This window comes from Kineococcus rugosus, from assembly GCF_050871975.1.
GTDB lineage: Bacteria > Actinomycetota > Actinomycetes > Actinomycetales > Kineococcaceae > Kineococcus.
The window spans coordinates 88,927-113,272 of record NZ_JBJLSJ010000003.1 but is presented as its reverse complement, the minus strand read 5'-3'; the positions used below and the strand labels follow the sequence as shown (position 1 = coordinate 113,272).

25 protein-coding genes and 1 tRNA gene are annotated in these 24,346 nt (G+C 76.0%); 17 read left to right on the top strand and 9 right to left on the bottom strand.

Annotation, left to right across the window (positions count from 1 at the left end; all coding sequences use genetic code 11):
* Positions 1-19: 19 nt before the first annotated feature.
* Both ACRYM6_RS02600 and ACRYM6_RS02595 read left to right on the top strand, forming a co-directional pair.
* On the top strand, positions 20-406 hold the full coding sequence (locus ACRYM6_RS02600) for a hypothetical protein (protein ID WP_432540929.1): 387 nt from the start codon (positions 20-22) through the stop codon (positions 404-406).
* 61 nt (positions 407-467) lie between these two features.
* Positions 468-1,757: a glutamate-5-semialdehyde dehydrogenase gene (locus ACRYM6_RS02595; RefSeq protein WP_432540928.1), complete on the top strand. Its 1,290-nt coding sequence runs from the start codon at positions 468-470 to the stop codon at positions 1,755-1,757.
* Here ACRYM6_RS02595 and ACRYM6_RS02590 read toward each other — a convergent pair.
* Positions 1,742-2,710, bottom strand: coding sequence for a glycosyltransferase family 2 protein (locus ACRYM6_RS02590; protein WP_432540926.1), 969 nt, complete (start codon positions 2,708-2,710; stop codon positions 1,742-1,744). The genes ACRYM6_RS02595 and ACRYM6_RS02590 overlap by 16 nt on opposite strands.
* Positions 2,711-2,798: 88 nt before the next feature.
* Here ACRYM6_RS02590 and ACRYM6_RS02585 point away from each other — a divergent pair, with 88 nt between their 5' ends.
* The 5 genes from ACRYM6_RS02585 (at position 2,799) to ACRYM6_RS02565 (ending at position 4,790) form a co-directional block, all read left to right on the top strand.
* A complete protein-coding gene (locus ACRYM6_RS02585) occupies positions 2,799-2,957 on the top strand; it encodes a hypothetical protein (protein WP_432540925.1) in 159 nt (52 codons plus the stop codon).
* A 38-nt stretch (positions 2,958-2,995) separates the two neighbouring features.
* Positions 2,996-3,601: a nicotinate-nucleotide adenylyltransferase gene (gene nadD / locus ACRYM6_RS02580; RefSeq protein ID WP_432512532.1), complete on the top strand. Its 606-nt coding sequence runs from the start codon at positions 2,996-2,998 to the stop codon at positions 3,599-3,601.
* Between the two features lie 31 nt (positions 3,602-3,632).
* Positions 3,633-4,013 (top strand): ribosome silencing factor, encoded by a 381-nt coding sequence (gene rsfS / locus ACRYM6_RS02575; protein ID WP_432540924.1) that lies wholly within the window; start codon positions 3,633-3,635, stop codon positions 4,011-4,013.
* The gene (locus tag ACRYM6_RS02570; RefSeq protein WP_432540923.1) at positions 4,010-4,639 is read left to right on the top strand and encodes a histidine phosphatase family protein; all 630 of its coding nucleotides are present in this window, start codon (positions 4,010-4,012) and stop codon (positions 4,637-4,639) included. Before rsfS ends, ACRYM6_RS02570 begins: the two co-directional genes overlap by 4 nt.
* A 78-nt stretch (positions 4,640-4,717) precedes the next feature.
* Positions 4,718-4,790 (top strand) — tRNA-Ala (locus tag ACRYM6_RS02565).
* Positions 4,791-4,918: 128 nt separating this feature from the next.
* Here the strand turns inward: ACRYM6_RS02565 and ACRYM6_RS02560 are convergent.
* Positions 4,919-5,944 (bottom strand): LLM class flavin-dependent oxidoreductase, encoded by a 1,026-nt coding sequence (locus tag ACRYM6_RS02560; RefSeq protein WP_432540922.1) that lies wholly within the window; start codon positions 5,942-5,944, stop codon positions 4,919-4,921.
* Between the two features lie 47 nt (positions 5,945-5,991).
* Here ACRYM6_RS02560 and ACRYM6_RS02555 point away from each other — a divergent pair, with 47 nt between their 5' ends.
* From ACRYM6_RS02555 to ACRYM6_RS02540, 4 genes are all read left to right on the top strand, one after another.
* On the top strand, positions 5,992-6,807 hold the full coding sequence (locus ACRYM6_RS02555; RefSeq protein WP_432540921.1) for a shikimate 5-dehydrogenase: 816 nt from the start codon (positions 5,992-5,994) through the stop codon (positions 6,805-6,807).
* 40 nt (positions 6,808-6,847) lie between these two features.
* Positions 6,848-7,777, top strand: coding sequence for a hypothetical protein (locus tag ACRYM6_RS02550; protein WP_432540920.1), 930 nt, complete (start codon positions 6,848-6,850; stop codon positions 7,775-7,777).
* A gap of 154 nt (positions 7,778-7,931) precedes the next feature.
* Complete coding sequence (leuS, locus tag ACRYM6_RS02545) at positions 7,932-10,451, top strand: leucine--tRNA ligase (RefSeq protein WP_432540919.1); 2,520 nt, start codon at positions 7,932-7,934, stop codon at positions 10,449-10,451.
* Positions 10,451-10,951: a GNAT family N-acetyltransferase gene (locus tag ACRYM6_RS02540; RefSeq protein ID WP_432540917.1), complete on the top strand. Its 501-nt coding sequence runs from the start codon at positions 10,451-10,453 to the stop codon at positions 10,949-10,951. Before leuS ends, ACRYM6_RS02540 begins: the two co-directional genes overlap by 1 nt.
* A 30-nt stretch (positions 10,952-10,981) precedes the next feature.
* Here the strand turns inward: ACRYM6_RS02540 and ACRYM6_RS02535 are convergent, their stop codons facing one another.
* Entirely contained in the window at positions 10,982-13,234 is a 2,253-nt protein-coding gene (locus ACRYM6_RS02535) for a glycoside hydrolase family 3 C-terminal domain-containing protein (protein WP_432540915.1), read from the bottom strand.
* A 46-nt stretch (positions 13,235-13,280) separates the two neighbouring features.
* Between ACRYM6_RS02535 and ACRYM6_RS02530 the strand changes: the two genes are divergently transcribed.
* The 4 genes from ACRYM6_RS02530 (at position 13,281) to holA (ending at position 18,363) form a co-directional block, all read left to right on the top strand.
* The gene (locus ACRYM6_RS02530; RefSeq protein ID WP_432540913.1) at positions 13,281-13,862 is read left to right on the top strand and encodes a TetR/AcrR family transcriptional regulator; all 582 of its coding nucleotides are present in this window, start codon (positions 13,281-13,283) and stop codon (positions 13,860-13,862) included.
* A 96-nt stretch (positions 13,863-13,958) separates the two neighbouring features.
* Positions 13,959-14,840: a ComEA family DNA-binding protein gene (locus ACRYM6_RS02525; protein WP_432540911.1), complete on the top strand. Its 882-nt coding sequence runs from the start codon at positions 13,959-13,961 to the stop codon at positions 14,838-14,840.
* Positions 14,837-17,281: a ComEC/Rec2 family competence protein gene (locus ACRYM6_RS02520; protein WP_432540909.1), complete on the top strand. Its 2,445-nt coding sequence runs from the start codon at positions 14,837-14,839 to the stop codon at positions 17,279-17,281. Before ACRYM6_RS02525 ends, ACRYM6_RS02520 begins: the two co-directional genes overlap by 4 nt.
* Before the next feature lie 32 nt (positions 17,282-17,313).
* Positions 17,314-18,363: a DNA polymerase III subunit delta gene (holA, locus tag ACRYM6_RS02515; RefSeq protein ID WP_432540908.1), complete on the top strand. Its 1,050-nt coding sequence runs from the start codon at positions 17,314-17,316 to the stop codon at positions 18,361-18,363.
* Between the two features lie 66 nt (positions 18,364-18,429).
* Here holA and rpsT read toward each other — a convergent pair whose 3' ends face one another.
* Positions 18,430-18,690 (bottom strand): 30S ribosomal protein S20, encoded by a 261-nt coding sequence (rpsT, locus tag ACRYM6_RS02510; RefSeq protein WP_432512567.1) that lies wholly within the window; start codon positions 18,688-18,690, stop codon positions 18,430-18,432.
* A 316-nt stretch (positions 18,691-19,006) separates the two neighbouring features.
* On the opposite strand from rpsT, the gene ACRYM6_RS02505 reads away from it, so the two are divergent.
* On the top strand, positions 19,007-19,462 hold the full coding sequence (locus ACRYM6_RS02505; protein ID WP_432540907.1) for a hemerythrin domain-containing protein: 456 nt from the start codon (positions 19,007-19,009) through the stop codon (positions 19,460-19,462).
* Positions 19,459-20,241: an alpha/beta hydrolase gene (locus tag ACRYM6_RS02500; RefSeq protein ID WP_432540906.1), complete on the top strand. Its 783-nt coding sequence runs from the start codon at positions 19,459-19,461 to the stop codon at positions 20,239-20,241. Before ACRYM6_RS02505 ends, ACRYM6_RS02500 begins: the two co-directional genes overlap by 4 nt.
* Before the next feature lie 15 nt (positions 20,242-20,256).
* On the opposite strand, the gene ACRYM6_RS02495 is transcribed toward ACRYM6_RS02500, so the two are convergent.
* The 5 genes from ACRYM6_RS02495 to ACRYM6_RS02475 form a co-directional block, all read right to left on the bottom strand.
* Complete coding sequence (locus ACRYM6_RS02495; RefSeq protein WP_432540905.1) at positions 20,257-21,837, bottom strand: twin-arginine translocation signal domain-containing protein; 1,581 nt, start codon at positions 21,835-21,837, stop codon at positions 20,257-20,259.
* Complete coding sequence (locus ACRYM6_RS02490) at positions 21,834-22,298, bottom strand: hypothetical protein (protein WP_432540904.1); 465 nt, start codon at positions 22,296-22,298, stop codon at positions 21,834-21,836. The genes ACRYM6_RS02495 and ACRYM6_RS02490 overlap by 4 nt, the downstream gene beginning before the upstream one ends.
* A complete protein-coding gene (locus tag ACRYM6_RS02485) occupies positions 22,295-22,879 on the bottom strand; it encodes a hypothetical protein (protein WP_432540903.1) in 585 nt (194 codons plus the stop codon). Before ACRYM6_RS02485 ends, ACRYM6_RS02490 begins: the two co-directional genes overlap by 4 nt.
* Positions 22,880-22,992: 113 nt before the next feature.
* Positions 22,993-23,811 (bottom strand): hypothetical protein, encoded by an 819-nt coding sequence (locus ACRYM6_RS02480; RefSeq protein ID WP_432540902.1) that lies wholly within the window; start codon positions 23,809-23,811, stop codon positions 22,993-22,995.
* Positions 23,808-24,335: a MauE/DoxX family redox-associated membrane protein gene (locus ACRYM6_RS02475; protein ID WP_432541015.1), complete on the bottom strand. Its 528-nt coding sequence runs from the start codon at positions 24,333-24,335 to the stop codon at positions 23,808-23,810. The genes ACRYM6_RS02480 and ACRYM6_RS02475 overlap by 4 nt, the downstream gene beginning before the upstream one ends.
* Positions 24,336-24,346: the final 11 nt, after the last annotated feature.

Here is a 24,346-nt window from a genome sequence, read left to right as displayed (position 1 = left end):
CACGAGCGGAGGGGCCGGCGTGAGTGGTGACTCGTCGTCGCTGTGGTCGGTGACCCTGACGGTCGCCGGGCAGGCGTGCGAGGTGACCGAGGTGCGGGCCGGGCTCGACCGGCTGCTGGCCGAGCGGCCGTTCCTGTCCAGCGTCCGCTACAGCGCGACCCGGGCCGAGCTGCGGTACTGGGACGAGGCGCGCGACGTCGACGACGCGGCCGCGATGGCCCTGCGGTTGTGGCCCGAGCACCGCGGCAGCGCCCGGTTGCCGGACTGGTCGGTCGTGGGCGTCGAGGTCGTCGACCGCGACACGGTGGAGCACCGCGCGCAGGCGCAGGCCGGTGCGGCGCACCGCCGTCCCGGTGCGCGCCGGGCGCGGACGCTGGACCTCATCGGGGACATCGCGCCCTGGTGAGGCGCTGCGGCGCCCCCGAACGATCGTTCAACGATCCGGGGGCCGGGCGTAGGCTGGCCCCATGACCACCGCCGCGAGCACCGAGACCCTCGCCGACGCCGTCCTGGCCACCTGCCGCCGCGCGAAGGTGGCCTCGCGACCGCTGCGGGTCGCGACCCGGGCCGCCAAGGACGCCGCGCTGCACGCCGTCGCCGACGCCCTGGAGGCCGCGACCGACCGGATCGTCGCCGCGAACGCCGAGGACCTCGCGCGCGGCCGGGCGGAGGGGACGAGCGAGCACCTGCTGGACCGCCTGGCCCTGGACCCGGCCCGGGTCGCCGCCATCGCCGGCGCCGTCCGCGAGGTCGCCGCGCTGCCCGACCCCGTGGGGGAGGTCGTGCGCGGCTCGACGCTGCCCAACGGGCTGCGGCTGCGCCAGCTGCGGGTGCCCATGGGCGTGCTCGGCGTCGTCTACGAGGCCCGGCCGAACGTGACCGTCGACGTGGCCGTCCTGGCGCTCAAGAGCGGGAACGCGGTCGTGCTGCGCGGCGGGTCGGCGGCGCGCAGCAGCAACACGGTCCTCGTGGAGGTGCTGCGCGGGGCGCTGGAGTCCGCGGGCCTGCCGGCCGACGCGGTCACCAGCATCGACGAGCACGGCCGCGACGGCGTGGGCGTCCTGCTGCGCGCCCGCGGCCTGGTCGACCTGCTGGTGCCGCGCGGAGGTGCGGACCTCATCCAGCGCGTGGTGCGCGAGGCCACCGTCCCCGTCATCGAGACCGGGGTCGGGAACTGCCACGTGTACGTCGACGCCTCCGCCGACCTCGCGCAGGCGGTCGAGGTCGTCCTGAACGCCAAGACGTCGCGGCCGAGCGTCTGCAACGCGGCCGAGACGGTGCTGGTGCACTCCGCGCTGGCCGCCGACTTCCTGCCGACCCTGCTGGGGGCGCTGCACGGGGCCGGTGTCGCCCTGCACGCCGACGAGCGGTCGCTGCGGGCGGCGCGGGCGGCGGACGTGCCCGCCGAGCCCGTCACGGACGCGGACTGGGCCGCGGAGTTCCACGGCCTGGAGATCGCGGTCGGCGTCGTGGACTCGGTCCAGGACGCGGTGGAGCACATCTCCCGGTGGTCCTCGGCGCACACCGAGGCCGTCCTGGCGACCGACGTGCGGGTCACCGACTACTTCTGCGCGGCGGTCGACTCCGCCGTCGTGGCGGTCAACGCCTCGACGCGCTTCACCGACGGGGGGGAGTTCGGCCTGGGCGCCGAGGTCGGCATCTCGACGCAGAAGCTGCACGCGCGCGGGCCGATGGGCCTGGCGGAGCTGACGACGACGACCTGGCAGGTCCTCGGCGACGGTCACGTGCGGGTCTGACCGCCCGGGGGGTCCAGGGAGTCGCTGGCGACCAGGTACGTCGGCCGGTTCTGCGCCTGCACGTAGAGCCGGCCGACGTACTCCCCGAGGACGCCCAGGCACAGCAGCTGCAGCGTCCCGACCCCGGCCACGACGGCCAGCGTCGAGGTCCAGCCCGGCACGGTCCGGCCGACGGCGAACGAGACGAGCGCGTACAGCAGCAGCAGCGAGGTCAGGACGGCCCCGCCGAGGCCGAAGAACGAGGCCAGCCGCAGCGGGGCGGTGGAGGAGCCGGTGATGGCGTCCAGCGACAGCCGCACCATCCGCGTCAGCGGGTACTTCGTGCGGCCCGCGCCGCGCGCCTGCCGGGCGTAGCCGACGGTCGCGGAGTCGAACCCGAGGTCGGGGATGACCAGCCGCAGCACCCGGTGGGCCTCGGGCAGCTGCAGCACGGTGTCGACCACGACGCGGCTGGTGTACCGGAAGTCCCCGGCCTGCTCCGGGGCGCGGCCGCCGAGGCGGCGGACCAGCCGGTAGAAGCCGGCGGCCGTGACGCGCTTGAGCCGGGAGTCGACCGAGCGGTCCTCGCGCACGGCGTACACGACGTCGTGGTCCCGCCCGGCGGCGAGCAGGGCGGGCAGGACCTCCGGGGGGTCCTGCAGGTCGGCGTCCATGGTCACGACCGCGTCCCGGGCCCGGGCCCGGGCCAGCCCGGCCGACAGCGCGGCCTGGTGCCCGGAGTTCGCGCGCAGCCGCACCACCCGCAGCTGCGGCCACTGCCGCCGCAGCCGGGTGAGCACGACCGGGGTGGCGTCGGAGCTGCCGTCGTCGACGACGAGGACCTCGTACCCGCCCAGCCCGGCGGCCTCCAGGCCGTCCAGCACCGGCCGCAGGCGGCGGGCGAACTCGGGCAGGACCTCGGCCTCGTCGTAGGCGGGGACGACCACCGAGAGGGCGGGCTCGGGCGGGGGCACGCGTCGATCCTGCCGCACGGTCGCGGGGCGGGGCGTGCGAGACTGGCCTGCACGTCTGACCCGTCGTCACCCCGCAGGAGGACCCACCATGCTGCACGCGCTGGTCGCCGAGGCCGCTCAGCAGACCGAGGAGACGCACGGCGCGGGCGTGGCCTCGCCGTACGTGTACGGGATCGTCGCGCTCTGCGTCCTGGCGATGATGCTCATCTGCACCATGGCCTTCCGCAGCGTCGGGACCCGTCACTGACCTCGCGGCCGGACGGCCGCCGCCCGCGCCTGGGCGTGATGGGCGGCACGTTCGACCCGATCCACCACGGGCACCTGGTGGCGGCCAGCGAGGTCGCCGCCCGCTTCGAGCTGGACGAGGTGGTGTTCGTCCCCACCGGCCGCCCGTGGCAGAAGTCCCGCGGGGACATCGCCCCGGCCGAGCACCGGTACCTCATGACCGTCATCGCGACGGCGTCGAACCCGCGGTTCACGGTGTCCCGGGTGGACATCGACCGCGGGGGGTTCACCTACACGATCGACACCCTGCGGGAGCTGCGCGAGCTGCGGCCCGAGGCGGACCTGTTCTTCATCACCGGGGCCGACGCGCTGGCGCAGATCCTGCAGTGGAAGGACGTCGCCGAGCTGTGGTCGCTGGCCCACTTCGTGGGCGTCAGCCGGCCCGGGCACGCCCTGACCGACGACGGCCTGCCGCTGGACGGCGTCAGCCTCATGGAGGTGCCGGCGCTGTCGATCTCCTCGACGGACTGCCGGGACCGCGTCGCCGAGGGGCTGCCGGTCTGGTACCTGGTGCCGGACGGCGTCGTCCAGCACATCTCCAAGCACCGGCTCTACGCGCGCGTGGACGAGGCCGTCCCGGCCGCCGTGGGAGAATCGACGGGCTGAACCCGTCCCGAACACCCCCGCTAGGAGTCTCGTGCCCGCTTCCGACCGTTCTCTCGAGCTGGTGTCCGCTGCCGCGGCGGCGGCCTCCGACAAGCTCGCGACCGACGTGATCGCGCTGGACGTCTCCGACCAGCTGTTCATCACCGACGCCTTCCTGCTGGCCTCGGCCCCCAACGAGCGCCAGGTGCGCGCGATCGCCGAGGCCGTCGAGGAGGCCCTGCTGCCGCGGGGCGCCAAGCCCGTGCGCCGCGAGGGCGAGCGCGAGGGCCGCTGGGTCCTGCTCGACTTCGTCGACGTCGTCGTGCACGTCCAGCACACCGAGGAGCGCGAGTACTACGCGCTCGAGCGGTTGTGGAAGGACTGCCCGCTCATCGAGCTGCCCGAGCACGCTGTGAGCGACCAGCAGGCGTGAGCGCCCGGCGCGTCGTCCTGTGGCGGCACGGCCGGACGACGTTCAACGCGCAGGAGCGGATGCAGGGCCAGCTCGACGTCCCGCTCGACGACGTCGGCCGCGCGCAGGCCGGGGCGGCCGCCGCGCACCTCGTGGACCTCGGGGTGGGTGCGGTGGTCGCCTCGGACCTGTCGCGGGCCGTGGACACGGCCCGCGCGTTCACGGCGCTGACCGGTCAGGACGTGCGGACCGACCCGGCCCTGCGCGAGGTGTTCGCCGGGCGGTGGCAGGGGCTGCTGGGCGCCGAGATCGCCCGACGGTGGCCCGACGAGCACGCCGCCTGGCGCCGCGGTGACGACGTGCGGCCCGGGGAGACGGGGGAGACCCGCGCCGAGCTCGGCGAGCGGGTGGCCGCCGCCGTCGCGCGGCACGCGGGCCCGGCCGAGGGCACGCTGCTCGTCGTCGGCCACGGCGCGGCGCTGAAGGCCGGGCTGGTGCGGCTCGTGGGCCTGCCCGTCCAGGCCGCGGGGGCGCTCGCCGGCTTCCGCAACGGCCACTGGGCGGTGCTGGCCGCCCGGGGGTCGGGGTGGGTGCTGGAGGAGTACAACGCGGGCCCCGCCGGGGCCGCGGTGGGCGCCGAGGGCTGAGGGTGGTCACGACCACCTCCCGGATGGGGTAATGTTCTCTTCGTCGCCGGGGGAAACGCCGGGTGACGAAGAAGGCAAGGGGCTGTGGCGCAGCTGGTAGCGCACCTCCATGGCATGGAGGGGGTCAGGGGTTCGAATCCCCTCAGCTCCACCCTTGAAGGGCCCGGACGGGAGTCCGGGCCCTTCGTCGTTCCCGGGCACGGGCCGCCGGGTCGCGTCGAGCGCGGTGAGCCGCGTGCGGGGCCGGCCCGGGGCCGGCCCCGGAGCGGGGCGCCGGGGTCAGGTGGCCGGCCGCCACCCCAGGGCCGGGGCGACGTGCTCGACGATCGAGCTCATGAGGTGGGTGTTGTAGTCCACCCCGAGCGCGTTGGGGATCGTCACGAGCAGGGTGTCGGCCTCCCGCACGGCGGCGTCCTTCGCGAGGTCCTCGGCGACCCGGTCGGGGTCACCGGCGTACGTCCGGCCGAAGCGCGCCAGGCCGGGTTCGCCGAGGGAACCGACCTGGTCGGTGGAGCCCCGGTCCCGGCCGAAGTACGCCTCGTCCAGGTCGTTCACGATGGGCATCACGCTGCGGGAGACCGAGACCCGCGGTTCACGCTGCCAGCCCGACTCCGCCCACACCTGCCGGAACAGGGCGATCTGCTCGGCCTGCAGCTCGTCGAAGGGCACGCCGGTGTCCTCGGTCAGCAGGGTCGAGCTCATGAGGTTCATGCCCTGCTGGGCGGTCCAGCGCGCCGTCTCGCGGGTGCCCGAGCCCCACCAGACCCGGTCGGCCAGGCCGGGGGACTGGGGCAGGACGGGCAGCTGCACGCTGCGGCCGGTCATCCGCGGGTTCGACTCCGCGACGCCCGCGCCGGCGATCGCGCGCCGGAAGACGTCGGTGTGGCGGCGGGCCATGTCGGCCTCGGTCTCGCCCTCGGCGGGGACGTACCCGAACGTCGCGGGGCCGTGCAGCGCGGGCTCGGGTGAGCCCCGGCTCACGCCCAGCTGCAGGCGGCCGCCGGAGAGCAGGTCGACCTGCGCGGCCTCCTCGGCGGCGTACAGGGGGTTCTCGTACCGCATGTCGATGACGCCGGTGCCCAGCTCGATGCGGCTCGTGCGGGCCGCCATCGCGGCCAGGACCGGGTAGGGCGCGGCCTGCTGGCGGGCGAAGTGGTGCACCCGCACGTAGGCGCCGTCGAAGCCGAGCTCCTCGGCCGCGACGGCGAGCTCGACGGTCTGGACGAGGGCCTCGCGCGCGGTCCGGGCGGCCGAGCCCGGGACCGGCTGGTAGTGCCCGAAGGACAGGAACCCGATGCGCTTCACGTAGTCATTGAACCATCAACAAGCCGGGTGTGTTCCAAGATGGGGTCGTGCTGTCCAAAGACACCCAGCTGTGCCTGTCCCTGTCGGGCCGTCCGAGCAACCTCGGCACCCGCTTCCACAACTTCCTCTACGCCGAGCTCGGCCTCGACTTCGTCTACAAGGCGTTCACCACCGACGACCTGCCCGCCGCCATCGGCGGCGTGCGCGCCCTCGGCGTCCGCGGCGCCGGGATCTCGATGCCCTTCAAGGAGGCCGTCATCCCGCTCGTCGACGAGCTCGACCCCTCCGCGGCGGCCATCGACTCCGTCAACACGATCGTCAACACCGGCGGGCGCCTCGTCGCCCACAACACCGACTACCTCGCCGTCGCCGGGCTCCTCGCCGAGCACGGCGTCACCCCGCAGGGCACCGCCGCCGTCCTCGGCAGCGGCGGGATGGCCAAGGCCGCGCTCGCCGCCCTGCGCGACAACGGCTTCGAGGACCTGCTCGTGGTCGCCCGCAACGAGGGCACCGGCGCGCCGCTGGCCGCGCGCTACGGCGCCCGCTGGCAGCCGCGGATCGGCGTCGAGCGCCCGCGGCTGCTGCTCAACGCGACCCCGGTGGGGATGGCCGGCGGACCGGCCGCCGACGACCTGCCCGTCCCGCGCGAGGTCGTCGAGGCCGCCGGCGCCGTGTTCGAGGTCGTCGCCGTCCCCGAGGTCACCCCGCTGGTCCGGCTGGCCCGCGAGCTGGGCCTGCCGACCGTCACCGGCACCGAGGTCGCGGCCGTGCAGGCCGCCGAGCAGTTCGTGCTCTACACCGGCGTCCGTCCGAGTGCCGACCAGGTGCGCCGAGCGGGTGAGTTCTCGCGCGGGCAGGGGTGAGCCGGGCCCGGCGGGGGACCGGGCGCGGGAGGATCGGGTCATGCGCCCGTCACCCGCCCACCGCCTCCCGCCGGTGCCCCACCCCGCCGACGGGCAGGGCGCGGCCGGTGCCCCCGGACCCGTCGGGCCGGCGGTGCCGCCCCGCCGGACCACCAGCGCCGTCGAGGGCCGCGGGGCCGCCCTGCTGCTCCTGCCGGCCGCGGGCGCGGCCGCGACCGTCGTCGCCGCCGCGCTCGCCTCCACGACGGTCGCGCTCGTCGTGGCCCTCGTGGCGGTCTCGGTGGTGGCCGCCGTGCTGGCGGTGGCGCTGGTCGTGGCCGTGCGGGCCCACCGCGAGGCCGAGCGGTCCGCGCAGGCCCTCCTGAGCGCGCTGGAGACCGCGCGCGACGAGAGCGTCCACGACGCCGTCACGGGGCTGCTCAACCGCCGCGGGCTGGCGCTGGTGGGCGAGCAGGTCCTGGAGTCGGCGCGCCGGGCCGGTGGCGCCGTCCACGCCTGCCTCGTCGAGGTGAGCCCGGGCGTGCAGCTCGGGGGGGCGCCCGCGAGCGCCGAGGAGGTCCGTGCCCGGCGCGAGGCCGACTGGGCGGCGGCCGCCGCGGCGCTGCGCGGGGCCACCCGCACCTCCGACGTCGTCGCCCACGAGGGCGAGGGGCGCTTCATCGTGCTCGGCCCCGGGGCCGGCCTGCACGCCCAGGAGCTCGAGCGCCGCGTCCGGGTCTGGCTGGCCCAGGGCCGGCTGGCCGGGGGCGGCGACCAGCCCGCGCGGCTGGGCGTGGAGGCCGGTGCGGCCGTCCTGGCGCCGTGGGACGAGGGCGGGGTCGGCGACCTCCTGGTGCGGGCCGGGCAGGCCCTGTCCCAGCGCCGCGCGCTGCGCCGCAGCGTGCCCCAGCACGGCTGGGGGCGCCGTCGCCAGGACCGCGCCACCCGCCCCGAGCGCCCGACCGGTTCGGCCTCCGACGTGAGCGAGTAGTCTCTCCCTCGTGTCTTCCCGCCGACTTCCCAGCCGGTGCTGAGCTGCTGCGGCCTCGCAGGTGCTCGCACCGCGACCCCTCCCGCGGGAGGGGTCTTCGGCTGTCCAGGCGAGTTCGCAGGTGCGGGACGCACGAGCGCACCGGGAGGACGGGATGACTGACGTGACGACCGATCGGGTCGAGGAGCAGGACGAGCAGCGGTACGACGCGTTCGCCCTGCAGGACAAGTGGCTGCCGGTCTGGGACGAGCTCAAGCCGTTCCGCAGCGGCCAGGCCGGGGACGAGCGCCCCAAGAAGTACGTGCTGGACATGTTCCCGTACCCCTCCGGGGACCTGCACATGGGGCACGCCGAGGCCTACGCCCTGGGCGACGTGATCGCCCGGTACTGGCTGCAGCGCGGTTTCGACGTCATGCACCCCATCGGCTGGGACGCGTTCGGGCTGCCGGCCGAGAACGCCGCCATCAAGCGCGGGCTGGACCCGCGGCAGTGGACCTACGACAACATCGCCCAGCAGCGCGCCTCGATGCGCCGCTACGCGTGCTCGTTCGACTGGGACCGCGTGCTGCACACGTCCGACCCCGAGTACTACAAGTGGAACCAGTGGCTGTTCCTGAAGCTGTACGAGAAGGGCCTGGCCTACCGCAAGGACTCCCTGGTCAACTGGGACCCGGTCGACCAGACGGTGCTGGCCAACGAGCAGGTGCTGCCCGACGGCACGTCGGAACGTTCCGGCGCCAAGGTCGTCAAGAAGAAGCTGACGCAGTGGTACTTCCGCATCACCGAGTACGCCGACCGCCTGCTGGACGACCTGGACGGCCTGGAGGGCAAGTGGCCCGCCAAGGTCATCTCCATGCAGCGCAACTGGATCGGGCGCTCGACCGGCGCTGAGGTCGAGTTCGCGATCGAGGGCCGCGACGAACCGGTGACGGTCTACACGACCCGCCCGGACACCCTGCACGGGGCGACCTTCATGGTCGTTGCCGCCGACTCCGACCTGGCCGAGGAACTGGCCTCCGGTGCCTCCCCGGAGGTGCGCGAGGCGTTCGAGGCGTACCGCACGCAGGTGCAGGAGACCTCCGAGATCGACCGGCTGTCCTCGGAGCGGGCGAAGACCGGCGTCGACCTGGGCCGGTTCGCCCTCAACCCCGTCAACGGCGAGCGGCTGCCCATCTGGGCCGCGGACTACGTGCTGGCCGACTACGGCACCGGCGCGATCATGGCGGTGCCCGCGCACGACCAGCGCGACCTGGACTTCGCGCGCGCCTTCGGCCTGCCGGTGCGGGTCGTCGTCGACGTGCGTGACGCCGACGGCGACGCGCTGCCGGACCCGGTGGAGTCGGGCGAGGCGACCGCGGGTGACGGCGTGCTGGTGAACTCCGGCCCGCTGGACGGGCTGGACAAGAAGGCCGGCATCGCCAAGGCGATCGAGCTGCTGGAGGCCGAGGGCAAGGGCCGGCCGGCGAAGAACTACCGGCTGCGCGACTGGCTGATCTCCCGCCAGCGCTACTGGGGCACGCCGATCCCGATCGTGCACACGCAGACCGGTGAGGTCCCCGTCCCCGAGGACCAGCTGCCCGTCGTGCTGCCGCCGTCGGAGGGGCTGAACCTGACGCCCAAGGGCACCTCGCCGCTGGGGGCGGCGCAGGACTGGGTCAACGTGCCCAGCCCGGTCGACGGCACCCCCGCGCGCCGGGACCCGGACACGATGGACACGTTCGTCGACTCGTCCTGGTACTACCTGCGCTTCGTGTCCCCGAACGACGACACCCAGGCGTTCGACCGCGACCTGATCGCGCAGTGGGGGCCGATCGACCAGTACGTCGGCGGCGTGACCCACGCGATCCTGCACCTGCTGTACTCGCGGTTCATCACCAAGGTGCTGCACGACATGGGCTACCTGCCCTTCGACGAACCCTTCACCCGCCTGCTGAACCAGGGCATGGTGCAGATGGAGGGCTCGGCGATGAGCAAGTCGAAGGGCAACATCGTCCGGCTGTCCGACCAGCTGGAGGAGCACGGCGTCGACGCCGTCCGGCTGACCATGGCCTTCGCGGGCCCGCCCGAGGACGACATCGACTGGGCCGACGTGTCCCCGTCGGGTTCGGCGAAGTTCCTGGGCCGCGCCTGGCGGCTGGCCCGCGACGTGGCGTCCCCGGCCGGGGCGGACGTCACGACCGGCGACCTCGCCCTGCGCCAGGTCACGCACCGGACGCTGCACGAGGTCGCCGGGCACGTCGAGGCGTACCGGTTCAACGTCGCCGTCGCCCGCCTCATGGAACTGGTCAACGCGACCCGCAAGGCCATCGACTCCGGTCCCGGCGCGGCCGACCCCGCGGTGCGCGAGGCCACCGAGGCCGTCGCGGTCGTGCTGTCGCTGTTCGCGCCCTACGTGGCCGAGGACATGTGGTCGCTGCTGGGGCACGAGCCGGCCGTGGCGCGCGCCGGCTGGCCGGCGGTCGACGAGTCGCTGCTGGTCCAGGACACCGTGACGTGCGTCGTGCAGGTCAAGGGCAAGGTCCGTGACCGCCTGGAGGTGTCCCCGGACATCACCCAGGAGGCGCTGCAGGAACTGGCGCTGGCCTCGGAGAAGGTGCGGGCCGCGATCGAGGGGCAGTCCGTGCGGACCGTCGTCGTCCGCGCGCCGAAGCTGGTCAACATCGTCACCGCCTGATGGTGCTCCCCGTCCCGTCCACCGCCCGGCTCACGCTGCGGCGGTGGACGGCCGCGGACCGGGAGCCGTTCGCGGCGCTGAACGCCGACCCCGAGGTCATGCGGTACTTCCCGGCCGCCCTGGACCGGGAGGCGTCTGACCGGCTGGCCGACTACGCCGACGGCTGCTTCGACCGGCTGGGCTTCGGGCTGAGCGCGGTCGAGCAGCGCACCGACGGCCGGTTCGCCGGGTTCGTGGGCCTGCACCGGATGCGCTGGTACCCCGAGGACGTCGAGATCGGCTGGCGGCTGGCCCGGTGGGCGTGGGGGCGGGGGTACGCGACCGAGGCCGCCGGCGCCTGGGTCGGGCACGCGCGGGAGCTGGGCCTGCCCCGGCTCATCTCGGTCGTCGACCCGCGCAACGCCGCCAGCCTCGCCGTGACCCGCAAGCTCGGGATGGTCGAGGGCTGGCGCGCCGAGGCCGAGGGCCGCCCCCACGTGGTGACGGTCCTCGACCTCTGAGCCTCCCGCCCCCGCCGGTGGTCGGTCCGCTCAGGAGGCGTCGGCCAGCAGCCCCGGCAGTTCGGTCTCCGCGATCGGGAACCCGGGGAAGCGCGTGAGCCGCACCAGCGGGATGGCCCGCATCATCTGCCCGTTGTGCGGGTCGAACAGCATCTCCTCCCACGGCGTGCCCGCGAGCGCGCCGCGGACCCGGTCACCGGCCACCGGGTGCGCCAGCCACTCCCCGGCCTCGGAGTCCAGCGCCAGCGGCGTGACGACGCCGTCGCCGGGGAGCTCGACCGTGGTGGCCAGGCGGATGTCGCGCGAGGAGGCGCCGACGCGGATGCCGAACTCGCCGCCCTCGACGACCCAGCGGCGGGCGGTGCTGTGCCAGAACGAGAACGCGCGCTCGTCGAGGGTCACGACGACCTCGCGGCTCTCACCGGGTTCCAGGGTGACGCGGGAGAAGCCCTTCAGCTCCTGCTCCGGGCGCGCGACGCTCGCCTCGGTGTCGGAGACGTAGACCTGGACGACCTCGCTGCCGGCGACGTCCCCGGAGTTGGTGATCGTCACGTGGACGTCGAGGCCGTCCTCACCGGCCGCCAGCCGCAGGCCGGAGTACGCGAACGTCGTGTAGGACAGGCCGTGACCGAACGCGGCGGCCACCGGCAGCGACCGTGTGTCGTACCAGCGGTACCCGATGAGCAGGCCCTCGCCGTAGCGGACGTGCCCCTGCTCGCCGGGGAAGTTCCCGACGGTCGGGTTGTCGCGGTAGTTCACCGGGATCGTCTCGGCGAGCCTGCCGGACGGGTTGGCCACCCCGGACAGCAGGTCGGCGATCGCGCCGCCACCGGCCTGCCCGCCCAGCCAGCCCTCCAGGATCGCCTTCACCGAGTGCTGCCACGGTTCGAGGTTGACCACCGAACCGTTGGCCAGGACGACCACGACGTTCGGGTTGGCGGCGACGACCCGGTCCAGCAGGTCCAGCTGCACCGGCGGCAGGTTGGTGTGCTCGCGGTCGTAGCCCTCGGACTCGTAGGAGGCGGGCAGGCCGAGGAACAGCACGACGACCTCGGCCGCGGCCGAGGTCGCGACGGCCTCGGCGACGAGTTCGGCGTTCGCGTCCTCGTTCTCCGGCTCGTACCCGGCGGCGAAGACGACCTCGCGGGCTCCGTGGAACTGGGCCCGCAGCGCGCTGAGCGCGTCGTCGAGCCGGGTCGGGTTCACCTGCGAGGAGCCGGCGCCCTGGTAGCGCGGGGTGCGGGCGAACTCGCCGACGACGGCGACGGTTCCGCCCGTCGGCGCGAGCGGCAGCACGTCCTGCTCGTTCTTCAGCAGGACCGCGCTCCGGGTGGCGGCCTCGCGGGCCAGGGCGTGGTGGGCGTCGACGTCGAACGTGCCCGGGTCGGCCAGGGCGGCTCTGGACTTCTCGACGAGGTTCAGGACGTTGAGCACGGCCGCATCGAGCGTCTCGATGCTCAGCGTGCCGGCCTCCACGGCGTCGAGGATGCGCTGGGTGCCCGCGCCGGAGGACGACGGCATCTCCAGGTCCAGGCCCGCACGCACGCCGTCCTCGCGGACGTTCACCGCGCCCCAGTCGGACACGACAAGACCGTCGAAACCCCACTCCTCGCGCAGGACCCGGGTCAGCAGCCACGGGTCCTCGGAGGCGTACACGCCGTTGATGCGGTTGTAGGAGCACATGACCGTCCACGGCTGGGCCTTCGTCACCACGCGCTCGAAGGCGGTCAGGTAGATCTCGCGCAGCGTGCGCTCGTCGACGTCGACGGAGATCGTCATCCGCTGCGTCTCCTGGTTGTTGGCCGCGAAGTGCTTCAGCGACGTCCCCACGCCCTGGCTCTGCACGCCCGCGACCAGGGCGGCGGCCAGGTCGCCGGCCAGCACCGGGTCCTCGGAGAAGTACTCGAAGTTCCGCCCGCACAGCGGCGAGCGCTTCATGTTCACGCCCGGGCCGAGCAGGACCGACACCTTCTCGGCGCGGGTCTCGCGACCGAGGGCCTCACCCACGCGCTGCAGCAGTTCGACGTCCCACGAGGAGGCCAGGCCGGCGGCCGGCGGGAAGCAGGTCGCGGGGACGCTGGCGTTCAGGCCGAGGTGGTCGCCCTCGCCGCTCTGCTTGCGCAGGCCGTGCGGCCCGTCGGTGACCATCAGGGCCGGGACGCCGAGGCGTTCGACGGGCTGGGTGTGCCAGAAGTCGGAGCCGTCGAGCAGCGAGGCCTTCTCCTCGAGGGTCAGCCGGGCGAGCAGGTCGGCCGGGGAGAGCGGGACGTCGGTGTCGGTCATGGCCGGAGACTACGCCCGAAAACCAATCAACTGGTAGGTATTGGTCATGGTGACCCGCGGGGAGTACGCGAAGGGACGCGCCCGGCGCGCGCAGATCCTCACCGAGGCCGTCGCGGTGTTCGCCGAGTCCGGGTACCGGGCCGCGTCGCTGCGCGACCTCGCCGCCCGGTGCGGGCTCTCGCACGCCGGTCTGCTGCACCACTTCGGCGGCAAGGCGCCGCTCCTGCTGGCGGTGCTGGAGCAGCGCGACGAGCAGGACGCGGCCACCGCCGGTCTGCTGATCGGGACCGGCCGCGAACGCCTCGACGCGCTCGTGGAGGTCGTGCGCCGCAACACCGGCCGCCGCGGCATCGTCGAGCTGTTCACCGTCCTGTCCGCCGAGGCCACCGCCGCCGACCACCCCGCGCACGCCTTCTTCGCGCAGCGGTACGAGCGGACCGTCACCGCCGTCGCCGACGCCTTCGCCGACTGCGGCCACCCGCGGCCGCGGTCCGCGGCCCGGCGCCTGGTCGCGGTCGTGGACGGGCTGCAGGTGCAGTGGCTCACGCATCCCGACGAGGTCGACATGGTCGCCGAGGTGCGGGCCCAGGTCGACGCCGAGCTCGGTGAGGTCACCCTCGCGCGGTGACGCCGCGGTCCCCACAGGACCGTCGGCGCCTGCGGTGGTCCACCGGCAACCGCCCGGGTCCCGCTCCCGGCCCGCCGGCGACCTAGGTTCCCGCGGGTGGCCCCGCCCTACCGACCCCGCGACCCCCGCGACGCCCGGGACCGGGTCGTCCGCGCCCGGGAGCTGGCCGTCCGGCAGTTCCGCGACCTCGACGAGTCGGAGGACGGGCTGGACGACGGGCTGGAGGACGGGCTGGACGACTCGCCGGAGGACGGGGTCCCGCCGTCCCGCCCGGTGCCGGAGTGGCGACGCCGCCTGGCCGACCGAACACCTCCGGCCCTGCGCGCCGCCCGCGTCCGCGTCGGCGCCCGCGCCGCCGTCGGGGCCGTCCTCGTGGCGCTCGCCGCGGCGGGCGCGCTGGTCCTGCTGACCGGTCACGACCGCCTGGGGGACGCTGCGGCGCAGGGGGAGCCGCTGCCGGCGCGCAGCGAGGCGGCGGCCCCGGCCGAGCCGGCTGCCCCGGAACCGTCCGGGCACCCCACGGGGACGCCGTCCCCGGGACCGGTCGTCGTGCACGTCGCCGGCCGGGTCGCCTCCGGCGGCGTCGTGACGCTGGCGGCCGGCAGCCGCGTCGCCGACGCCCTCGCCGCGGCCGGCGGGCCCGCCGCCGAGGCCGACCTCGACGCCCTGAACCTGGCCCGCGCCCTCGTCGACGGCGAGCAGGTGCTCGTCCCCGGCCCGGGCGACCCCGCCCCCGCCGCACTCCCGCAGGCCGCCGCCGCGCCCGCCGCCGCGCCCGCCGCCGCGGAGCCGGTGGACCTCAACACCGCGACCGCGGCCGACCTCGACGCCCTCCCCGGCGTCGGGGAGGTCCTGGCCGGTCGCATCGTCGCCTGGCGCACCGAGAACGGGCCGTTCTCCGCCGTCGAGGACCTCGGCGAGGTGCAGGGCATCGGCCCGAAGGTCCTGGAGGGCCTGCGCGACCTGGTGGCGGTGTGAGGACCGCCGAGACCCCACCACCCGCCCGCCGGGTCGGTGCCCCGCCGGTCCCGCTCGACCTGCGGCTGGTCGCGTGCGCCCTCACCACCTGGCTCGGCGCGTTCCTCGCGGTGGCCCGCCCCGACCGGGCGTGGGGGGCCGCCGCGGCCGGTGCCGCCGCGCTGCTGGTGGCGCTGCTGGTGCTGGCCCGCCACCGCCGGGGGGCGCGGGTGGTCCTCGTGGTCACCGGCGGCCTGCTCGTCGTGGTCTCCGTCGCCCTCCAGCACGACCGGGCGACCGCCGGCGGGCTGACCGGGCTCGCGGACCGCCGGGTGTCGGGGGAGTTCACCGCCCTGGTGCGCTCGGACCCGCACGACCTGCCGCCGCTGCGCGACGGGGCGCCGCCGCGGGTGGTCCTCGACGTGCGGATCACCACGGCGGACGTGCGCGGGACGGCCCGCGCGGGAGCGACCCCGGCCACCGTCTTCGCCGACGCCGACGCCGAGGCAGGCGTCGGGGGGTGGCGCGACGTGCGCTGGGGCGACCGGGTCCGGTTCCGCGGGACGCTGGGCCCCGCCGACCCGGGCCGGCGGTCGGTCGTCGTGGTCTCGGCCGGGCCGCTGACCGCCGCCGGGCGTCCCGCCGGGTTCCTCACCGTCGCCGAGACCCTGCGGCGCGGGCTGCGGGACGCGGTCGCCGGTCAGCCCGCCGACGCGCGCGGCCTGCTGCCCGGCCTCGTCGTCGGGGACACCTCCGCGCTGCCCGCCGACCTCGAGACCGCCATGCGGGACGTGGGGCTGACCCACCTCACGGCCGTCAGCGGTTCCAACACGACGCTCGTCGTGGGGTTCCTCGTCCTGGTCGCGTCCTGGCTGGGGTGCGGGCGGCGGACGCGGCTGCTGCTGGCCGCCGCGGGCCTGGTCGGCTTCGTGGTGCTCGCCCGCCCCGAACCGAGCGTCCTGCGGGCCGCGGTCATGGGGGGCGTCGCGATGGCCGGGCTCGCGGCCGGCCGGCCCGCCCGGGGGATCGGCGTGGTGGCCGCGGCCGTCGTGGTGCTGCTGGTCGCCGACCCGTGGCTGGCGCGGGAGTTCGGGTTCGTCCTCTCGGCCCTGGCGACGGCCGCCCTGGTGCTGCTGGCCCGGCCGTGGGCCGAGCGCCTCACCACGGCCGGGGTCCCCCGCGCGGTGGCGTACGCGGTCGCGGTCCCCGCTGCGGCGCAGGCGGTCTGCGGTCCGGTGGTGGTGCTGCTGAACCCCGCGGTGAACCTCGTGTCGATCCCCGCGAACGTGCTCGTCGCCCCGGCGGTGGCCCCGGCCACGGTGCTCGGGCTGGCCGCCACGCTCCTGGCGCCGGTGTGGCCGGCCGGGGCCGCCGGGCTGGCCTGGCCGGCCGGGCTGTGCGCGTGGTGGATCGGGGCCGTCGCGCGCGCCGCGGCCGCGCTCCCCACGTCGGTACCCGTCCCGGCCGGGACCGCCGGTGCCGTCGTCGTGGTGCTGCTGACCCTGCTCGTCCTCGCCGCGGCGGCGGCCGCCCTGCGCTCGCGGGCCGCCGGCGCGCGCCGCCGCCGGCTGGCGCTGGCGGCCGTCCTCGTGCTGAGCGCGGCGCTGCTGGTGCGCTGCGCGCCCCGCTGGGGCGGGCCGGCCGGTCCCTGGCCGCCGCCGGACTGGCTCGTCGTGGGCTGCGACGTCGGTCAGGGCGACGCCGTGGTGCTGCGGTCGGGACCGTCGTCGGCGGTCCTCGTCGACGCCGGGCCGGACGAGGTGCTGGTCGACGGCTGCCTGGACCGCCTCGGCGTCGACCGGCTCGACGCGGTGGTGCTCACCCACTTCCACGCCGATCACGTCGCGGGCCTGGCCGGCGCGCTGGAGGGACGCGCGGTGGGCCGGGTGCTCGTCCCGCCGCTGGCGGTGGAACCGGCCGCCGGGCGGGTCCGGCGCCTGGCGGGCCCGGTGGTCACGACCAGCGCGGGCGAGTCCGGCGCCGCGGGGGAGGTGCGCTGGACGGTCCTCGGCCCGGCCGCCGGGGTCGCGGACCTGCCCGCCCCGGACTCCGGGCAGGTCAACGACGCGAGCCTGGCGCTGCTCGCCGACGTGCGCGGGGTGCGGGTGCTGCTGACGGGCGACCTGGAGCGCGAGGGGCAGCGGCGGGCGCTGGCGCGGGTCCCGCCCGGGACGCTCGTCGACGTCGTGAAGGTCGCCCACCACGGCTCGGCGGACCAGTTCCCCGGCCTGTACGCCGACGTCCGTCCCCGGGTGGCGATCGTCGAGGTCGGCGCGGTCAACGACTACGGCCACCCCGCCGCGCCCACGCTGGAGCTGCTGGAGGCCGCCGGGGCGCGGGTGCTGCGGACCGACCGCGACGGGGACGTGGCCGTGGCGGGCACCGCCTCGGCCCTGCGGACGCTCGTGCGGGGCTCGGACCCGCGCGAGGCGGAGCGGCGGGCCCGGCACTCCGACGGGTGAGGGGTGTCGGCCCCCCGTGCGACAGTGTGGCCGTGCCCGCCGCCCAGCCGTCCAGCAAGAGCCGCACCGCGGGCCGCAGCCGGTCCGCCGCCGCCAAGGGCGGCGAGAACACCGTCACCCCCCACGACCTGGCCCCCGCGCCGGTCGTCCTGCTCGCCGGGTCCGAGGAGGCGCTGGCCGACCGGGCGTTCTCGGCGCTGCTGGCGCGCGTGCGCGAGCAGGACCCGGCCTTCGAGCGCACCGACGTCGCGGCGGCCGGCTACCAGAAGGGGCAGCTGGCGACGTGGACGTCCCCGTCGCTGTTCGACGAGCGGTCCCTGGTGCTGGTCGACGGGGTGGACGCCGCGGCCGACGCCTTCGTCGAGGACGTCCTGGAGTACCTGCGCGCCCCGGTGGACTCGGTCGTCCTCGTGCTGCGCCACCGCGGCGGGAACAAGGCCAAGAAGGTCCTCGACGCCGCCCGGGCGGTGCCCGGCGTCGCGGAGGTGTCCTGCCAGCCGCTCAAGCGCGACCAGGAGAAGGTCGACTTCGTCCTGGCCGACGTGCGCCGCGCGCGCCGCCGCATCGACGTGGAGGCCGCGCGGGCCCTGGTGCAGGCCCTGGGCAGCGACCTGGGGGAGCTGGCCGCCGCGGTCGACCAGCTGCTCACCGACACCGACGGGACGGTCACCGAGGAGGCCGTGCACCGCTACCACGGGGGCCGGCGCGAGGCGACGGGCTTCGAGGTCGCCGACGCCGCGATCGCGGGGGAGGAGGGGCGGGCGCTGGTCCTGGTGCGGCACGCCGCCGCCACCGGGGTGCCCGCCGTCGTGGTCGTCGCCGCGCTGGCGTCCCGGTTGCGGCAGCTGGCGAAGGTGGCCGCCGCCGGCCGGGGCCGGGCCGCCGACCTGGCCCGTGACCTCGGGATGGCGCCGTGGCTGGTGGAGAAGGCCCAGCGGGAGGTGCGGAACCTGTCCCCGCAGGGGCTGGCCGACGCGATCCTGGCCGTCGCGGCCGCCGACCACGCGGTCAAGGGCGGCGGCGCCCACGCCGAGCACGCGCTCGAGCGGGCCGTGCGGGTGGTGGCCGCGGCCCGCCGCTGAACCGGGCCCGGACGCACCGAGGGCCGGCCCCCGGACGGGGACCGGCCCTCAGCGAGGATCCGTGGATCAGGCCTTGGCCGCGGCCTTGGCGATGGCCGACTTGCGGTTGGCGGCCTGGTTCTTGTGGATGACGCCCTTGCTCACGGCCTTGTCGAGCTTCTTGCTCGCCAGGGCCAGCGCGGCCTGGGCCTTGGCCGAGTCGCCGGAGGCGAGGGCTTCCTTGAAGTGGCGCACGACGGTGCGCAGCTCCGACTTGACGGCCTTGTTGCGCAGGCGCGCCTTCTCGTTGGTGAGGATGCGCTTCTTCTGCGACTTGATGTTGGCCACGTGCTCCGTCTTCCTGTCGATCGGTGATCAGTGTCAGAGGGCGGTCGCTCCACCGGGGACTTCCGGCGTGGGGACACCGGGAGGGGACGGCGGGAGACCGTGACCTCCGCACGGAGCGAAGGCATCGTCAAGGTTACCAGCGGATGTGCCGGACCCACGACACGCGCCGTGGCCCGCACCGCCCGCACCCGTGACGGGAACGGTCACCGTCGGTAGCATCGGGACCAGCGTCGCGTGCCGGTGGGAGACCGTCCCAGGCATGGAGGCGCCGGACCGAGGGAGCCCGACGTGGACCGTCGCCCCCTTCCGTCCCCGCGTGACTGAGCGCGGGACGGAACGCCTCACCGCCTGGGGCCGCGAACTGCACCAGGTGCACGAACGACTCCGCGAGGCGCTGCGCCTGGCCCGCGACGGACTGGACGCGCCCACCGCCGGTGACCTCCTGCTGCACTGCCGGGGGTTCTGCGCCGCCCTCGACGGCCACCACCGCGGCGAGGACCGCACGCTGTTCCCCGCGATCGCCGCCGCCCACCCGCGGCTGCGGCCCGTGCTGCGGTCCCTGGAGCAGGACCACTCCACGCTCCAGCACCTGCTGGCCGGGCTCGCCGACGCCGTCGATCGCGGCGCCGGACCCGACGACCTCGCCCGCCACCTCGACGGCGTCGAGGCGCTGGTGGAGAACCACTTCCGGTACGAGGAGAGGCAGCTGACGACCGTGCTGGACGCCCTGGACCTGCCCGCCGCCCGCACCGACGCCCTGGGCCCGCTGTGACCGGCGCCGAGACCGGCGCCGGGACCACCGTCGTGGTCGACGGGGTGGACCTCGACGTGCAGCGGTTCCCCGTCCCCGGGGCCCCCGCGGTGCTGGTGCTGCCCGGCGGCGGGTTCCGGGAGCACACCGCCCACGACGGCGAGGGCTACGCCCGCTGGCTGAACTCCCTCGGCCTCGGGGCCGTCGTCCTGCGCTACCGGCTGCGGCCCGACCCCTTCCCGCTGGCCCTCCGGCAGGCCCGCACGGCGCTCGCGGTGCTGCAGTCCGGGGACCTGCTGGCGGGCGCGGACCGCACGCGCACCGGTGTCATCGGGTCCAGCGCGGGCGGGCTCCTCGCCGGTCTGCTGGCCACCGGCGCGGTGCTGAGCGTCGAGCCGCCGCCCGCGGCCGTGCCCCGGCCGGCCTTCCACGTCCAGTCCTACGGCCTGGCCGACCTCGCGCTGCTGCCCGCCGCGGCGGTCGCGGGGCTGCTGGGCGGGGCGGTCGGGCTGGCCGCGGAGCTCTCTCCGGTGCACCACGTCGACGCGGGCACCGCGCCGACGTTCGTCTGGGCCACGGCGCAGGACCGGCCCGGCCTGCCCAACGCCCTGGCCTGGGCGCGGGTGCTGGCCGAGCACGACGTGCCGGTGGAGCTGCACGTCTACCCCGAGGGCGGGCACGGGGTCGGGCTGGCCGACGGGGTGGCCCGCGGCGGGTTCGGGCAGCGGGCGATCCCGCACACGGCGCAGTGGACGGAGGCGTTCCGGCGCTGGCTGGTCGTCACCGTCGGGCCGTGGTGAGCGCCCCCGGCGCGGTCAGCCGAAGATCACCGCCCCGGTGGCCGTCGTCAGCACCGCCGTCCCGCGCTCGAACCGCTGCCGCACCCGGCCGCCGCCGGCGGTCTCGGGTTCGGCCGCGGGGAACCCCCAGCGGGCCGGGCCGCCGGCGCTGCGGAAGGCGGTCCGGACCGGGCCGGTGACGGTGTGGGCGCCCGTGGCCGGTGACAGGTAGACCGACCCGCCCTCGAAGTCCTGGGAGCCGCCGCCGGCGACGGCGGTCTCGTCCGTCGTCGGCAGCCCCAGCGGCCCGGTCTCCCAGCCCGCCGCGGCCCACAGGTCCCGCACGGCACCGGCCACGGCGTGCGCGCCGGTGGCCGGCGAGGAGTAGATCGAGCCCCGTTCGAAGTGGTTGTACAGGGCGCGGCCGTCGGGGGTGGCGGCCTGGCTGGTGACGGGGAAACCCAGCCGGCCGGTCTCCCAGCCGAGCCGGGCCCAGGCGTCCCTGATCTCCTCCAGCACCACTTGCGCCCCGGTCGCCGGCGTCCAGTAGACCGACCCCCCGGTGCGCCGCCCCTGGAAGTGGTTGAAGCGGCCCCGGCCGTCGGGGGTCCCCAGCTCGTCGGTGACGGGGTAGCCCAGCGGGCCGGCCTCCCAGCCCCACGCCTTCCACGCCTCCCGGATGGCCCCGACGACCGCGTTGGCCCCCGTCCCGGGCGTCCAGTAGACCGAGCCCCGCTCGAAGTGGTTGAACCGGCCGCGGCCGTCGGGGGTGCTCAGCTCGTCGGTGGTCGGGTACCCCAGGACGCCCGCCTCCCAGCCCAGGTCGCCGAACTTCTCCAGGATCAGCCCGTGCACTTCGTGCGCCCCGGTGCCGGGGGAGTGGTAGATCGAGCCGTGGTCGAACAACTGGTACGTCCCGCCGGGCCCCGGTGTCCCCAGCTCGGGGGTGCGCTGCTCGCCCAGGACGCTGCCGGGGCCGCCGATCGCCGTGTACTCGCGGCCGATGGGGGTGCAGTCGCGCAGCGCCGGCGCGGTGTGCGCGTTCGTGCGCTGGTCGGTCGCCGACGTCGTCGTGCAGTTCCACGCCGGGATCCGCCACGGCGGGGTGCAGGTCACGACCCGGCACCACACCGGCCCGGTGCAGCCGGTGTCCTGGTTGCACTGGCCGTACCGGAACTCGTTGCAGCACACCTTGCGCTGGTCGCACTGCCCGGCCGGGCCGCACCCGCACGAGCAGTTCCGGCAGCCCTCGCCGCAGAACTTCCGGCGGCCGCCGCACCCGCACGAGCAGTAGCTGTGGCAGTCGATGTAGTACCGGGCGCCGCCGCAGCAGTAACCCGACCCGTCGGACTTCCACCAGCCGCCGACCAGGGAACCGGGAGGGCAGCGGTTGACGCCGTTGTTGACGGTCGCGCAGAACACCGTGTACCCGGACGAGCAGGTCGAGTCGATGCCGCACACCGCCGCGTACGCCGTCTGCGGGCGGGTCAGGAAACCCCACGGGCTCACCGTGAGGGCCGAGCCCACCACGGCGGTCCGGGCCAGGAAACCCCGCCGGCTCGTGCGGGTGGCCAGGAACCCGGTGACGGTGGCCAGGACCTCGTCGACGACCTTCACGGTGGACCTCCGGGCAGCTGGACCGATCCGAGCAGCGGGACGAGCACCCCGAGCAGCTCCGCGCGGCGGGCGTGCGAACCCAGGACGACGTAGAGGCTGAACGCCCGGTCGCCCACGTGGAAGAACCACTGGGCCCCGCTCTGGCCGGGGATGCTGCGCTGCAGCCGGTTCGGGGAGAAGTCGGCGAGCGCGGGGACGGGGAACCCCTCGTCGGCGAACAGCGCGGTCCGCGCCGCGGCGGGGTCCTGCTCGAAGAGGCTGACGAACACGTCCCCGCCGGTGAGGGTGCCGGTGACCCCGCCGCCGAAGTCGCCGCGGACCGCCGGGAGCGGGACCGTCGCGGCGTGCAGCACCGGCCGCCGGTGCGACCCCGGTTCGTGGCCCTCGGGGGCGCGGCGGGTGATCCGCACCTCCCACCCCCGCGGGGCGTCGACCGAGATGCCGTGCGCGTCGAGCCTCACAGGACCCCTCCCAGCAGCACCAGCGAGCACACGGCCACCGCCGCCGACCACACCGCGCTGACCCGCCGGCCGGACGGGGCGAGCCGTTCCAGCCGCCGGTGCACGGCCGCGAGCCGTCCCGGGGTGGTCACCGACCGGACGGTGAGCAGCGGCAGCGCCCGCACGAGGCCGAACACCGCACCCAGCACGGCGCCCTCACCGGGCCCGGCGGTGGCGGCCATCAACGCCATCGCCACGTACAGGACGGGGGAGGTGACGATCGTGACGACCCCGACGCCGAGCTGAGCGCCGTAACCGACGCCGTAGACCCAGCCGCGGTACCGGTGCAGCCAGTCCTCGTCGACCTGCCGGTGCCAGCTGGGGAACCACCGCCAGCGGCCCGCCTCGGCCGCCACCGTCGCGACTGCGGCCAGCAGCGCCGCGGCGAGGGGGACCGGCGTCGGCAGCAGCAGGCCGGCGGTGCCGAGCAGCAGGCCCAGGACGGCGCCCCCCGCGGCGGACCCCAGGAGGTGGGCGGTGACCGTGACCGACCACCGGCTGGCGCGCCCCCGCTCCCCGAGCGGGGTGATGCTCGAGAGCATCGACTCGCCTCAAGGCGACCACAGGGCCCGCAGCGCCGCGACGGCGGCCGTGGGGACCCCCAGGACGAGGGCGGCGGTGGCCGGGTCCCCCAGCGGGCCCACCAGCGGGTCCATCAGCGCCGCCGGTCCGCGGCCGTGAGCCCGAGGCTGGGGTGGTCGGGGGTGATCCCCGCGGCGAGGAGCTCGGCGTCCGCGCGGGCCTCGCGGTGGGCGCCGCCCCCGCGCCCGTCGCGCCCGTGGTCGTGGTCGTGGTCGTGGTCGTGGTCGTGCGGCCCGTCGTGCCGGTGCCCCCGCAGGGCCCCGTCGCCCGCGGCCTCGCCGACCAGGCGCTCCACCTGTTCCCAGTCGGTCGCGCTGCCCTCCCCGGTGACCCGGCCGCTGCTGCCGTCCACGTGGGCGAAGTACGGCGAGCCGGGCACCTCGTACGCCTCCCACGCCGCCGTGGACAGGACGACGTCGACGCCGCGGGCGACCGGCCCGGCGGCCAGGGCGGCCAGGGTGCTGGGGGACTCCGCCTCGGCGCCGCGGGTGACCACGACCAGCCGCGTCGAGGGGGGCAGCGCCAGCGGTGCGGGGTCGGCGAGCCGGGACCAGATCCGCTGGCACGTCAGGCACCCGCTGGACAGGAACGCGACGAGGGTGTTCGTGCCGCCGGCCCCGACGGCGACCTGGACCGCGTCCCCCTGCGGGGTCGTCCCGGCGATGGCCGACCCCTGCAGGCCCACGGGACCGGCGGCCTCGACGACGCCCCGGCCCACGGTGAACGGCAGGTCCGTGCGGGCCCCGGGGGCGGTGTCCTCGCGGCCCGCGCCGAGGGCGTGCAGGGACCGCAGGATCTCCGCGTGCGAGCGCAGCAGCCCGGCCACGAGCACCGCGAGCAGCACCACGGCCAGGGTCAGCCCGGCCAGCAGGATCGTGACGGTCGTGCTCACAGGGACCTCCGGGTCGGTGGGCGGGCGGCGACCAGGCGGGGCAGCCCGGTCAGGACGAGCAGGCTCAGGGCGAGCACCAGGCCGGTGACGGCGGTGAGGGCGACGACCTCGCCCGGCCGCAGCGCCAGGACGGCCGGCAGCCCGCGGGTCCCCGCGGCGGCGGCCGCGCCCGCGGCCAGGGCGAGGGCCGCGGTGAGGGCGGCGTGCGCGCCGGTGGGGGGCAGGTCGGGTTCGCCGAAGCAGCCGCAGGAGCTCGCCGGCCGGCGCCGGACCAGGGCGAGCAGGACGAACCCGGTGAACCCGGCGTGGGCCAGGGCGCTCGCCCACGCCGCGGCGGCCGAGCCCGCCAGCGACCCCGCGGCGACCACCACCTCGGCCAGCCCCAGGGCCCGCACCAGCGCGGGGTGGGCCGGCAGCCCCTGGGTGCGCAGCGCCCGGGCCGTCCCGGCGGGGTGGCGGACCTTGCCGGTCCCGGCGACCAGCAGCAGCACCGTCCCCACCAGGAACAGCAGCTGCGCCGTCATCACCTGAACAC

Excerpts from the sequence above, each read along its gene's own strand:
- ACRYM6_RS02530 (WP_432540913.1), top strand. The coding sequence starts at position 13,281 with ATGGTGACCCGCGGGGAGTACGCGAAGGGACGCGCCCGGCGCGCGCAG.
- ACRYM6_RS02585 (WP_432540925.1), top strand. The coding sequence starts at position 2,799 with ATGCTGCACGCGCTGGTCGCCGAGGCCGCTCAGCAGACCGAGGAGACG.
- ACRYM6_RS02595 (WP_432540928.1), top strand. The coding sequence starts at position 468 with ATGACCACCGCCGCGAGCACCGAGACCCTCGCCGACGCCGTCCTGGCC.
- ACRYM6_RS02540 (WP_432540917.1), top strand. The coding sequence starts at position 10,451 with ATGGTGCTCCCCGTCCCGTCCACCGCCCGGCTCACGCTGCGGCGGTGG.
- ACRYM6_RS02475 (WP_432541015.1), bottom strand. The coding sequence starts at position 24,335 with ATGACGGCGCAGCTGCTGTTCCTGGTGGGGACGGTGCTGCTGCTGGTC.
- ACRYM6_RS02535 (WP_432540915.1), bottom strand. The coding sequence starts at position 13,234 with ATGACCGACACCGACGTCCCGCTCTCCCCGGCCGACCTGCTCGCCCGG.
- leuS (WP_432540919.1), top strand. The coding sequence starts at position 7,932 with ATGACTGACGTGACGACCGATCGGGTCGAGGAGCAGGACGAGCAGCGG.
- ACRYM6_RS02485 (WP_432540903.1), bottom strand. The coding sequence starts at position 22,879 with ATGCTCTCGAGCATCACCCCGCTCGGGGAGCGGGGGCGCGCCAGCCGG.
- ACRYM6_RS02550 (WP_432540920.1), top strand. The coding sequence starts at position 6,848 with ATGCGCCCGTCACCCGCCCACCGCCTCCCGCCGGTGCCCCACCCCGCC.
- nadD (WP_432512532.1), top strand. The coding sequence starts at position 2,996 with ATGGGCGGCACGTTCGACCCGATCCACCACGGGCACCTGGTGGCGGCC.